This is a genomic window from Nisaea sp. (assembly GCF_040217065.1).
GTDB lineage: Bacteria > Pseudomonadota > Alphaproteobacteria > Thalassobaculales > Thalassobaculaceae > Nisaea.
Genome location: NZ_JAVJNX010000005.1, coordinates 530,210 through 542,179, shown reverse-complemented (window position 1 = coordinate 542,179; position 11,970 = coordinate 530,210). Strand labels below are relative to the sequence as shown.

Annotated in this window: 13 protein-coding genes; 11 read left to right on the top strand and 2 right to left on the bottom strand. The window is 63.7% G+C overall.

The window, feature by feature from the left end; genetic code table 11:
• The first annotated feature begins 2 nt into the window (after positions 1 to 2).
• Genes nikC through RH950_RS07205 form a run of 4 tightly spaced genes read left to right on the top strand, consistent with a single transcriptional unit; the run spans position 3 to position 3,142 of the window.
• Complete coding sequence (nikC, locus tag RH950_RS07220) at positions 3 to 932, top strand: nickel transporter permease (RefSeq protein ID WP_350055161.1); 930 nt, start codon at positions 3 to 5, stop codon at positions 930 to 932.
• Positions 929 to 1,813, top strand: a complete 885-nt coding sequence (locus RH950_RS07215) for an ABC transporter ATP-binding protein (RefSeq protein WP_350055159.1) — start codon at positions 929 to 931, stop codon at positions 1,811 to 1,813. The genes nikC and RH950_RS07215 overlap by 4 nt, the downstream gene beginning before the upstream one ends.
• Entirely contained in the window at positions 1,797 to 2,606 is an 810-nt protein-coding gene (locus RH950_RS07210; RefSeq protein ID WP_350055157.1) for an ABC transporter ATP-binding protein, read from the top strand. The genes RH950_RS07215 and RH950_RS07210 overlap by 17 nt, the downstream gene beginning before the upstream one ends.
• A 47-nt stretch (positions 2,607 to 2,653) precedes the next feature.
• On the top strand, positions 2,654 to 3,142 hold the full coding sequence (locus RH950_RS07205) for a phosphatase domain-containing protein (RefSeq protein ID WP_350055155.1): 489 nt from the start codon (positions 2,654 to 2,656) through the stop codon (positions 3,140 to 3,142).
• Between the two features lie 9 nt (positions 3,143 to 3,151).
• Here the strand turns inward: RH950_RS07205 and RH950_RS07200 are convergent, their stop codons facing one another.
• Positions 3,152 to 3,505, bottom strand: a complete 354-nt coding sequence (locus RH950_RS07200) for a RidA family protein (RefSeq protein ID WP_323795905.1) — start codon at positions 3,503 to 3,505, stop codon at positions 3,152 to 3,154.
• A gap of 230 nt (positions 3,506 to 3,735) precedes the next feature.
• Here RH950_RS07200 and RH950_RS07195 point away from each other — a divergent pair, with 230 nt between their 5' ends.
• Both RH950_RS07195 and RH950_RS07190 read left to right on the top strand, forming a co-directional pair.
• Positions 3,736 to 4,758, top strand: coding sequence for a phosphotransferase family protein (locus RH950_RS07195; protein ID WP_350055153.1), 1,023 nt, complete (start codon positions 3,736 to 3,738; stop codon positions 4,756 to 4,758).
• Complete coding sequence (locus tag RH950_RS07190) at positions 4,751 to 5,170, top strand: DUF6285 domain-containing protein (RefSeq protein ID WP_350055151.1); 420 nt, start codon at positions 4,751 to 4,753, stop codon at positions 5,168 to 5,170. The genes RH950_RS07195 and RH950_RS07190 overlap by 8 nt, the downstream gene beginning before the upstream one ends.
• Positions 5,171 to 5,360: 190 nt before the next feature.
• Here RH950_RS07190 and RH950_RS07185 read toward each other — a convergent pair whose 3' ends face one another.
• The gene (locus tag RH950_RS07185) at positions 5,361 to 5,798 is read right to left on the bottom strand and encodes a methylglyoxal synthase (RefSeq protein WP_350055149.1); all 438 of its coding nucleotides are present in this window, start codon (positions 5,796 to 5,798) and stop codon (positions 5,361 to 5,363) included.
• A gap of 119 nt (positions 5,799 to 5,917) precedes the next feature.
• Here RH950_RS07185 and RH950_RS07180 point away from each other — a divergent pair, with 119 nt between their 5' ends.
• The 5 genes from RH950_RS07180 (at position 5,918) to RH950_RS07160 (ending at position 11,970) form a co-directional block, all read left to right on the top strand.
• The gene (locus RH950_RS07180; protein WP_350055147.1) at positions 5,918 to 6,610 is read left to right on the top strand and encodes an RraA family protein; all 693 of its coding nucleotides are present in this window, start codon (positions 5,918 to 5,920) and stop codon (positions 6,608 to 6,610) included.
• A 23-nt stretch (positions 6,611 to 6,633) separates the two neighbouring features.
• A complete protein-coding gene (locus RH950_RS07175; protein WP_350055145.1) occupies positions 6,634 to 7,605 on the top strand; it encodes a hydroxyacid dehydrogenase in 972 nt (323 codons plus the stop codon).
• A 13-nt stretch (positions 7,606 to 7,618) separates the two neighbouring features.
• The gene (locus RH950_RS07170) at positions 7,619 to 8,374 is read left to right on the top strand and encodes an HpcH/HpaI aldolase family protein (protein ID WP_350055143.1); all 756 of its coding nucleotides are present in this window, start codon (positions 7,619 to 7,621) and stop codon (positions 8,372 to 8,374) included.
• Positions 8,374 to 9,492 carry a malate/lactate/ureidoglycolate dehydrogenase gene (locus RH950_RS07165; protein ID WP_350055141.1) on the top strand — a complete coding sequence of 373 codons (1,119 nt, stop codon included), beginning with the start codon at positions 8,374 to 8,376 and terminating at the stop codon, positions 9,490 to 9,492. The genes RH950_RS07170 and RH950_RS07165 overlap by 1 nt, the downstream gene beginning before the upstream one ends.
• Positions 9,493 to 9,633: 141 nt before the next feature.
• Entirely contained in the window at positions 9,634 to 11,970 is a 2,337-nt protein-coding gene (locus RH950_RS07160; RefSeq protein ID WP_350055139.1) for a molybdopterin-containing oxidoreductase family protein, read from the top strand.

Genomic DNA, 11,970 nt, shown 5'->3' with positions numbered 1-11,970 from the left:
TCATGACAGCAAACACACTCATTCCCGCAAAGCCCGGCCTCCGCGCCTGGCTGACCACCGACACGCCGGCATCGCGCGGCCATGCCCGGATGGTACAGGCCTATCTCGGCTGGCTCTCGCTGACCCGGAACCCGCTCGCTTTGCTCGGCCTTGCCATCCTGGTGATGCTGATCGCGGTTTCCGCTCTTGCTCCCTGGATCGCTCCGCACGATCCCCTGGCGCAGGAGCTGACAAACCGCCTGCAGCCGCCCGGCTCGCCCGGCCATCTGCTCGGCACGGACGAACTCGGCCGCGATATCCTGAGCCGGATCATCCACGGCGCCAGCATCACGCTCTATATCGTCACGCTGGTGGCCGCCACCGCGCCGATCGTCGGGCTGGTCGTCGGCACCCTGGCCGGGTATGTCGGCGGCTGGACGGACACCGTATTGATGCGGCTGACAGACATCTTCCTCGCCTTCCCCCGTCTCGTGCTGGCGCTGGCTTTCGTTGCCGCCCTCGGCCCCGGGATCGAGAACGCGGTACTGGCCATCGCCATCACCTCCTGGCCGCCCTATGCGCGGCTCGCAAGGGCGGAAACCCTGACGGTGCGCCATCAGGACTACATCAGCGCCATCAGGCTGCAGGGTGCGTCGCCCGTCCGCATCATCGCCGGGCATGTGATGCCGCTCTGCCTGTCTTCGGTGATCGTCCGGGTCACCCTCGACATGGCCGGCATCATCCTGACCGCCGCCGGCCTCGGCTTCCTCGGCCTCGGCGCGCAGCCGCCGATCCCGGAATGGGGCGCGATGATCTCCGCCGGCCGCAAATTCCTGCTGGATCAGTGGTGGGTCGCCACCATGCCGGGCCTCGCCATCTTCATCGTCAGCCTGGGCTTCAACCTTCTTGGTGACGGGCTGCGCGATATTCTCGATCCCCGGAGCAGCCAATGAGCGGCGCAACCGGCGCCAAGGACGGCGCCCTCTTGACCGTTGAGGATCTCTCGGTCCGCTTCCACACCCGCACAGGCATTGTCGACGCCGTGCGCAATATCAGCTTCTCCGTCGGCCGGGAAAAAGTCGGCATCGTCGGCGAGTCCGGCTCAGGCAAGACCATGACCGGACGTTCCGTTCTGCGGCTGATCCGGCCGCCGGGAGAGATCACCGCAAAGCGCATGGAGTTCGACGGGCACGACCTGCTGACGCTTACCGAGAAGCAGATGCGGGATATCCGGGGCGACCGGGTTTCCATGGTCATGCAGGACCCGAAATATTCCCTGAACCCGGTGATGACCATCGGCGAGCAGATCGCCGAGGCCTACCGGGTGCATACCGGTGCCTCGTTCCGCGACGCCAAGGTGCGGGCGGCCGAGATGCTGGCAGCGGTCAAAATCCGCGATCCGGAGCGCGTGCTGTCGCTCTACCCGCACGAGGTCTCCGGCGGCATGGGCCAGCGTATCATGATCGCCATGATGCTGATCCCCGACCCTGACCTGATGATTGCGGACGAGCCGACCTCGGCGCTCGACGTCACCGTGCAGATGCAGGTGCTGGCGATCATCGACGACCTCGTCACCCAGCGCGGCATGGGGCTGATGTTCATCTCCCACGACCTCAATCTCGTCGCCTCCTTCTGCGACCGGGTGATCATCATGTATGCGGGCCAGATCGTGGAAACCTGCAAGGCGAACGAGCTGGACCAGGCGCAGCATCCCTATACCCGCGGGCTACTCAATTCATTGCCACGGCTTGATCGCAAACCCGGCCCGCTGCCGGTGCTCGAGCGTCAGGAAAGCTGGAAAACGGAGCCCGGTGTCGATGCCTATTTCAAGTGAGGCCGGCACAATGCCGCTGATTTCCGTGACAGATCTCGATGTCCGCTTCGGCGCAGATGACGAGATCGTGCATGCCGTGCGCGGCGTCTCCTTCGACGTCGCCGAGGGAGAGACATTCGGCCTGGTCGGCGAGTCCGGCTCCGGCAAGTCAACGGTCCTGCGCGCCATGAGCGGCCTGAATGCGGACTGGACCGGCAGCATCGAGATTGGCGGCACCCGCCTCGGACGGGTACGCGGAAAACCGTTCTACAAGCGCGTCCAGATGGTGTTCCAGGATCCCTACGGCTCGCTGCATCCCCGCCATACCGTCGACCGCATCCTGAGCGAGCCCTGCCAGATACACGGCATGAGCGATATCGACACCCGGGTGAGCGACGTTCTGGTCGCCGTCGGCCTCGGCCCCACCTTCCGGTTCCGCTATCCGCATCAACTGTCGGGCGGCCAGCGCCAACGCGTCGCCATCGCTCGCGCGCTTATCCTTGAGCCCGAGATCCTGCTGCTGGACGAGCCGACATCGGCGCTCGACGTCTCGGTGCAGGCCGAGATCCTGAACCTGCTGCAACGCCTGAAGCAGGAACGCGGGCTGACCTTTGTGCTGGTCAGTCACGATCTTTCCGTGATCGCCCATATGTGCGACCGGCTCGCGGTCATGAATGCAGGGCGGATCGTTGAGGAACTGACCGTCGCCCAGCTGCGCGCGGCGGAGCCGGCCGAGGCCTACACCCGCCAATTACTGCGGGCCAGCCTAGGCTATGATCGCTCGGCGGCAGCCGACATGGAATCGTTCGATTGAGCGTTCCGTTCATCCCCTGTTCATATTTCACCGGATAGCATCGCGCGATGGAACAATATGGCGCCACGAAAATCCCGGTTCCGGGAACGACAGGAACGCTCATCCTCGGCCCGATGCCCAAGGATGAGGAGACGGTCGGCAGGATCGCACAGTCTGGGATCGATGCCGTTCTGACTCTGGCCACCGGGGAGGAACTCTCCGAACATGGCGTGCCGCACATGCACGATGTGTTTCTGAAACATGCCGTAAGCTGGACGCATTTTCCGATCCGTGATTTCGACATCCCGTCGGACGTCGATACAAGAGCCTGGTCCGCCCTTGAGACGATTTTGGCCGCGCGACTGAAAAACGGCGGCAGCGTCCTGATCCACTGCCGGGCTGGTTTCGGCCGCAGCGGCATGATGGCTGCCAGATTGCTCATGGCATGCGGGTCGACGCCGGATGACGCGGTCGAGACGGTGCGCAATGCCCGTCCGGGGACGATCGAAACGCCGGCGCAGCTGGACTGGGCCAGAAACGCCGGCGACTCGTACTAGATCCGCAAATCAGAGCGCGGCGATCGCCATGATCTCGACGGTATATTTCGGGCTGGCCAGCTTCGGCGACTCGACGCAGGCCCGGCACGGCGTAGATCCGGCCACCACCCAGCCGTCCCAAACAGCATTCATCTCGGCGAAATCGTCCATTGAGTTCAGCCAGATCGTGGCAGTCAGCAGTTTGGACTTGTCGGTCCCGGCCTCGGCCAGCAATGCATCCAGGTTCGCCAGGATATCCTTGGTCTGATCGGCGACACTGGCGCCCGGCGCGTTCTGGGCCACCTGGCCCGCCGTATAGACCGTGTTGCCGTGGACCACGACCTGACTCATCCGCTCGCCCGTGCGATAGCGCTTGATATCCATATCCCGTTCGCTCCAATAGCTTTGAAAGAGGTCGCAGCATAAGCGGGGGCGGCAGCTTCCGCATAGCGTCTTCCGCCGATCTCACCCGTGCCAAAGCGGGAATGCCCCTATTGCGCCGGTCCAGCAATCGGGCATTGCAAAGCAGGTCCCCACTCGGCTTAATCGGCAGCTAAAAAAGGGGCCGGAACGCCCGAGTGACGTTGGGGTGACGCTTGAGTATGGATACGGGAATGCAGGGCGCCGTAGCTGAGTGGCTGCGCGCACAAACAGGGGCCGAAAAGCTCGACATTACCGGAGCGAAACTGCTCTCCGGCGGCGCCATCCAGGAGAACTGGCGGCTGGATCTGGATGTCCGGGGCGGGCATCTGGACGGGCTGGAGCAGGTCGTGCTTCGCACCGACGCTGCCTCCGGGGTGGATGAAAGCCATGGCCGGGTGGAAGAGTTCCGCCTGCTCTCCGCCGGGTTCGAGGCCGGAATGACCGTGCCCGAGCCACTTGCGCTCGAGCCGACAGGCTCGGTCATCGGCAAACCTTACTATGTCATGCGCAAGGCGGCCGGCACGGCCAACCCCCGCCTGCTCACCCGCGATACAGTCCTTGACCCGCACCGCACGGACCTTGCCCGGCAAATCGGCCGGGAAATGGCCCGCCTGCATCGCATCCGGCCGCCCTGCCCGGATCTGGATTTCCTCGGCGACGCTCCGGCCAATCCAGCTGCCCGGCGAATCTCCGAGCTCTACGGCTTTCTCGACAGCCTGCCCAATGCCTATCCGGCACTGGAATGGGGGCTGCGTTGGCTGGAGTTGAACCGTCCCCTACCAAGCCCGGCCGTGCTCTGTCACCGGGATTTCCGGACCGGGAACTACATGGTGTCCGATGGAGCACTGACCGGCGTGCTGGACTGGGAATTCGCCGGGTGGAGCGATCCGCTGGAAGATATCGGCTGGTTTTGCGCGCGCTGCTGGCGCTTCGGTTCGGACGAGCGCGAGGCAGGTGGCATTGGCAGCCGGAGCGATCTCTATGCCGGATACGAGGAAGAGGCCGGATCGCCACTCGACTGGTCTCTGGTGCCGTATTGGGAAGTGCTTGCCACCGTGCGCTGGGGCGCCATCGCCCTGCTTCAGGGCGAGCGGCACAATTCCGGCGCCGAACGTTCGATTGAGCTCGCGCTCACAGGGCGGAAAGCAGCAGAAATGGAGCTCGATATTCTGCAGCAGATCGCCGGCATCGAAAGGACCCGCGCCAATGTTTGAAGCGCCCGGCAGAAAAGCCCTGGTCGAAACAGCCCTGGCTGCCTTCCAGGAAGACATCCTGCCCGCCCTCGACGGGGACAGGAAATATCTTGGCCTGATGATCGCCAGCGCGCTTTCAACCGCGGTCCGTGAACTGGAAGCCGACGCCGACCGCGACGGCATCCAGCGCGTGCTCGATGGATTTGCCGGACTCTATGGCGAGGACAATGTGGAACGGGCCGGACACGACGCCGAAGCCAAGCTCGACATATTGTCGCGCGACCTGACCCGCGAGCTGCGCGAAGGTCTCTACGACAACTCCCTCACCGGACCGGTCCACACATTGCTGACCGTTCTCGCCGAGGAGAAACTGAAACTCTCCAACCCAAAATTTCTGGCCGCGCGCGAATACTCCCAGCCGACGCCGAACTGATGCAGAAACTCCAGACAATCCCGGATAAATCACTGCATCAATAAAAAGACCTACTATTCTGTTTTGGCTGACGGTTCCCCGAGTCACGACAGATTTTAAGCGCATTTCATCGAATGAAACTGATGCAACGCAGACACACCAAAACGGAACCGAAAGTCGAATCCGTGCCGAAATGGCACAGCCATCCCCGTCAGGGAAGCACCCGCTTGAGGTAGCCTTCATTGTCCGGCGTGGCAGCTTCGTACACAGTGTCGAACAACGGGCTGCCGAGCACGAAATCGGCGCTCGCCTGATTGCAGGCAAGCACGACATTGTAGAGCGTGCAAAGCCTCAGCAGCGCCTTCACGTCCACATCATGCGGCATGGATGTCATCGGGTCGGTGAAGAAGATCAGGATGTCGAGCCCGCCTTCCGCGATCAATGCCCCCATCTGCTGATCGCCGCCGAGAGGGCCGCTTTTCAGGCAATGAATGGCAAGACCAGTATCCTCGGAAATCACCTGTCCGGTTGTCCCGGTTGCGTAGAGATCGTGCCTGGCGAACCGGCCCTTGTGAGTGTGCACGAAACTCCTGAGAGCCGGTTTGCGGGCATCATGGGCGATCAGCCCGATGCGCTTGCGTTCCTTCATGAGATACGGTCCCCGGTTTAAGACGATAGTTTCCAAAAGGGCGCTACACTGTCTGGTAGGCCATGACTAAGCTGCAAGAAAACACTCAAGCAATAGCAACTTATATGGGACGGGAGGACATGTCCGAAATCACCTTAGCCGATCTGCGCAAGCTGACGGAGTGGGATACACCCACGATCTGCAACGGCCTTGAGGTCGTCACACCTGAGCGCCGGACCATCGGCTTCACCACCATGCCGCTGGTCGCGCTCGATCCGTCCCTGCCCCCGATCTGCGGCTATGCCCGCACCGCCACGATGCGCGCCGTGACGCCGCCACAAGGCGATGCCAGGGCCACCCGCGCCGCCTATTACACCTATGTCGCGGAGGGCGCGCTGCCCCGCATCGTGGTGTTGCAGGATCTCGACCCGGAGCCCGGTTTCGGTGCTTTCTGGGGTGAGGTGAACACCAACGTCCACAAGGGTCTCGGCTGTCTCGGCTGCGTCACCAACGGATCTTTCCGCGATGTCGATGCCTCGGCACCCGGCTTCCAGATCCTCGGCGGCAAGGTCGGCCCGAGCCATGGCTGGGTTCATCCCGTCGATTTCGGCGTGCCGGTGAATGTCGGCGGCATGGCGGTCAATCACGACGACATCATTCATGCGGACCGGCACGGCGCCGTGGTGGTGCCCGCCGACGCAGTGAAGAAGCTGCCGGACGCCATCGCCCTGCTGGAGCGGAAAGAGAAGGTCATTCTCGATGCCGCCAAATCACCGGATTTCGACATCGACAAGCTGAAGGCCGCCATGGCGGGCTCCGCCGAAATCCACTGATTCACCTGCCTGAGAGAATGACAATGAAGAACAAGTTTCATGTGCTTGTGGTCGACACGCTTCACGATGTCGGCCAGTCGCAGTTCGATGCCCGCGACGATATCGAGACCACCGTCCTTGAGCTGCCGAGCGAAGAGGTATTGCTTGCCCATGTCGGCGCCGCCGATGCGATCGCGGTCCGGACAACGAAGATCCCGCGCAAAGTGATCGAGGCCGCGCCGAACCTGAAAGTCGTGTCGCGTCATGGTGTCGGCTACGATTCCGTGGATGTCGCCTGCCTGACCGAGCGCGGCATTCCGCTGTGTGTCGCGGCCACCTCCAATGCGGTTTCGGTCGCCGAACATGCCATGTTCATGATCCTGGCCCTGGCCAAGCAAAGCGTTGCCTTCGACCATGCGACCCGGTCCGGCAATTTCTGGATCAAGCTCGGAATGGGCGCGCAGGACATCGCCGATAAATCGCTGCTGATCGCCGGTTTCGGCCGGATTGGCAGCCGAACCGCGAAACGGGCGCTGGCCTTTGACATGAAGGTCTCCGTGTATGACCCGTATGTCGATGACGACGTCATAAAGGCAGCCGGCTGCACGCCGGTGGCGAATTTCGATGCGACTCTGCCGGCGATGGATTTCGTCACCCTGCACTGTCCGAAAAGTGCGGACACTGTGAACATGATCGGCAAGGCACAGCTCGCGGCCATGAAGCCCTCCGCCGTGCTGGTCAATACCGCGCGCGGTGGTCTGGTCGACGAGGACGCTCTTTATGACGCACTGACCTCCGGTGCCATCGCCGCAGCCGGTCTCGACGTCTTTGCAGTCGAACCCCCAAAGCCGGAGCATCCTCTGTTTCAGCTCGACAACATCATCGTCAGCCCGCACAGCGCCGGGGTGACGGAACAATCGATCCTGCGGATGGCCAGCCAGACGGCCAAGAATGTTCTCGACGTGCTCGACGGCAAGCCGAACCCGGACGTCATCATCAACAAAGAAGTGCTCTAGGGAGGGCCCGGCCATGAAAACACGCTTGAATGACTGCCTGAAGGACGGTCGGGGGGCGATCAACGCCTGGCTTTCCATCCCGAATACCTTCACAGCGGAAATCACCGCCACGCAGGATTTCGACTCCGTCACCATCGATCTGCAGCACGGCCTCGTCGACTATCAGGCCGCGCTGACCATGCTGCAGGCCATGAGCGGCTCCAATGCCACCCCGATGGCCCGGGTTCCCTGGCTGGAGCCCGGCATTATCATGAAGCTCCTGGATGCAGGAGCTCTCGGCATCATCTGCCCGATGGTCAACAATCGGGCGGACGCGGAGGCCTTCGTCGGAGCCTGCAAATATGTGCCGGACGGATACCGTTCATCCGGCCCGACCCGCGCCGGCATGATCTATGGCAGCAACTATCACGACCAGGCGAACAAGACCGTCGTCACCCTCGCGATGATCGAAACCGAGGAAGCTCTGACGAATGTCGACGAGATCGCGGCGACGCCGGGGCTGACGGGCCTCTATATCGGCCCGAGCGATCTTGCCATATCGCTTGGCCACAAGCCCGGTCTCGACCGCGCCGAGCCGGAAATGCATGAAGCCATCGACAAGATCCTCGCCGCCGCCAAGGGAGCCGGGATCAAGGCCGGTATCCACTGCCTCAATAACGCCTACGCCAAGAACATGCTGGCAAAAGGCTTCAATTTGGTGACGCTGGCCAATGACGTTCGGCTCTATTCCGCGGCAGTCAGCGCTGCCGTGAGCGGCATGCGTGCCTGATGGGGAGACAAAACGAGGTCCGGGTCGCCCCCGATGTCATGATCCGGCTAGTGCGCGCGATGTTCGAGCGCGCCGGCTGCTCCGAAACGGAGGCCGCCTGCATCGCAGAGCGGCTGACCGGAGCCAATCTCCGGGGACATGACAGCCACGGCGTGATCCGGGTGCCACGCTATCTCGAATGGGCCGAGAGCGGACGGCAGAAAATCGGCCAGAGTGTCGAGATCGTCATGGAAAACGACGTGATGGCGATCCTCGACGGCAATTACGGCTTCGGTCAGACCATCGGCGAGCAGACCGTCGATCTTGGTCTGAAGAAGGTGAAGAAACACGGCCTCGCCCTGACCGCGTTACGCAATTCGGGCCATCTCGGCCGGATCGGCGACTGGGCGGAACGGGCGGCGGCGGCAGGTGTCGCCTCCCTGCACATGGTCAATGTCCGCGGCTCCCTGCTCGTCGCCCCGTTCGGCGCCCGGGAGCGGCGCATGGGAACGTCCCCTTTCTGCATCGGCATCCCCGTCGCGGGACAGGACCCGGTGGTGCATGATTTCGCCACCTCCACAGTCGCCGAGGGCAAGGCCCTGGTCGCTCTCAGGGGCGGCAAGAAACTGCCAGAAGGCTCCCTGATCGACGCGGAGGGCGCGCTGACAAGCGATCCCTGGCCGCTCTATGGCGATGTACCCGAAGGCAAGGCACCGATGCCCTATGAAGGGCCCGGAGCGCTCACCGCTTTCGGCGGCCACAAGGGCTCCGGCCTCAACTTTATGATGGAGATGATGGCCGGTGCCCTCACCGGCTCCGGCTGCGCCGGCGGCCCGGACGAACCCGAGCGGCGGCGGTTCTGCAACGGCATGCTGTCGATCTATATCGATACCGAGAAGTTCGACGGCCAGGACAGCATGGCGGAGGAGATCAAGTCCTATATCGCCTTCGTGAAAAGCGCCCGCACGGCCGATGGCCACAGTGAAGTGCTGGTGCCCGGCGAGAATGAACGGCGCGTGATGGCGGAACGCCAGGCCGCAGGTCTGCCGCTGGCGGACGCCGCCTGGTCGGACATCCTCGGCGCCGCCCGGAAGCTGGGGTTCGCGGAGGATGAGTTGAACGCACTCATTGCTGCCTGAGCCCATCTAAAACCGTCATTCCTGCGCACGCAGGGACCCAGGGATGGCGGGGATAGTTCTATGATCACCTGGGTCCCGGCTCTCCGGCCGGGATGACGATTTTGATAAACTTTCCCGCTATCCCCTGGGGAGTTCCCGCTCATGACCGAACAAGCCCGCATCCCCGCCTTCTGTACCCAGTGCCGCTCACGGTGCGGCTGCCTGGCCACTGTCGAGGACGGAAAGCTGCTCGGCATCGATCCGCTGCCGGACCATCCGAGCGGCGCCAAGCTCTGTCCCAAGGGCAAGGCCGCGCCCGAGCTGGTCTATCACCCGGACCGGCTGACCCGGCCGCTGCGGCGGACCTCCCCCAAGGACGCGAAGGTGCCGACATGGGAGCCGATCTCCTGGGACGATGCGCTGGACGAGATCGCCGGCCATATGAGCCGTATCCGGGACGCGCATGGCCCCGAGCAGGTGGCCTTCTCCGTCACCACGCCGAGCGGCACGCATATTTCCGACAGCATCTCCTGGATCGAGCGCTTCATCCGCGCCTATGGCAGCCCCAACACGATCTACGGCACGGAGATCTGCAACTGGCACAAGGACGTGGCCTCCCGCTTCACCTACGGCACCGATATCGGCACGCCGGACTTCGCCCATACGGACTGCGTGCTGCTCTGGGGCCACAATCCGGCCGCGACCTGGCTGGCCCGCTCGACAGAGATCCAGAAAGCCATCCGCAAGGGCGCGAAACTGGTCGTCATCGATCCGCGCCCGACGCTCTTTGCCCGCCGCGCCGATTGCTGGCTGCGCGTCCGCCCCGGAACGGACCAGGCCGTGGCGCTGGGATTGATCCAGCTGATACTGGAAAGCGGCCGGTTCGATCAGGCTTTTGCCCGCGCATGGACCAACGCCGCCTTTCTGGTGCATCCCGAAACGGGCCGCCTCCTGCGGGAAAGCGATCTGACGCCGGAGGGAAACCCGGATATCCTGCTCGCAGCCTCTTCGGCGGGCGGCGCCCCACTGCGTTACGATACGCAACAGGGGTGCTGGCTGGATGCACCGGAAGGTGCAGAGCTGTTCGGCTCACACACCATAGAGGCCAGCACTGGCACCCTGCTCTGCCGAACCGCACTGCAGGCCCTCGCGGACGCCGCCGCGGACTATCCACCCGAACGGGTCGCGGAAATTGCCGGTATCAGCGCAGACGATCTGCACAAGGCCGCCGGCATCCTCTTCGAAAGCCCGTCTCTGGCCTATTACGCCTGGAACGGCGTAGGGCAAAGCCTGACCGCGACCCAGACGGACCGGGCGATCTCCACGCTCTACGGGCTGACCGGTAACTACGGCAGGAAGGGCGGCAATGTTCCGGGCGCCGCCGCCAAATTCAACGACATCGCCGGGCATGATCTGCTGAGCGACAGCCAGAAGGCGAAGGCGCTTGGCCTCACCGAACGCCCCCTCGGCCCCGGCCGGCAGGGCTGGGCCACCGCGCGGGACGTCTACCGCGCCATCACTGACGGCACGCCCTATCCCGTCCGCATGCTGTTCTCCTTCGGCGGCAACCCGCTCGCCTCCCAGCCGGACACGGCCCGTGCCAGGGAGGCCTTCGGCAAGCTCGACTTCCACGTCCATACGGACTTCTTCCTGAACGAGAGCGCCAAGCATGCGGATATCGTGCTGCCGGTCGCAACGTCATGGGAGCGTGAAGGGCTGCGCAACGGCTTCGATGCAAGCCTGGAAGGCATGCGCAAGGTCCAGCTCCGCCCGGCCGTGATCGCGCCTGTCGGCGAGACGAAGAGCGATACCGATATCGTGCTGGAACTGTCCCGCCGGCTCGGTCTCTCGGACGTCATGTTCGATTGCGACGCGGACAAGGGGCATGCCCACATCCTGGCCCCCTCTGGGATTGGCCTCAACGCCCTCAGGGCCGCGCCGGAGGGTGTCACGCTGGATGGAACGGTCGCGCTGGAGGCACATCTCGCAAGCGGCTTCCCGACCCCGTCCGGGCGGCTGGAAATCTATTCCGAGCAGATGCTGGAACATGGCTATGCCCCGGTGCCGAGCCTCGATGGGGCAGAGCTTCCGAAACAGGAGGACAACGCCTTCCCGCTCCGCCTCGGATCGGCCAAGACCGTTGTCTATTGCCACAGCCAGCACCGCAACATCCCGTCGCTCAGACGGCTGCAACCGGATCCGATCCTGGAGATGGCCCCCGCCACGGCGGAAGCACGCGGGATCGCCGATCATGACTGGGTGGAGATCAGCACGAAGGCCGGGACGTTCATCGCCCGCGCGAAACTCGGCAAGGAGCTCGCCCCCGGCGCCGTTTTCGCCCAGCATGGCTGGGCCGTCAGCGACAGCACGGATACGCCGAATACAGGCGGCGACGCCCTTGCGGCCAACATGAACGCCGCCATCCCGACCGAAAGATGCGACCCGGTCAGCGGCTCGATCCCGCTACGCTGTTCCTGGTGCGAGGTGCGGAAGGTTTGA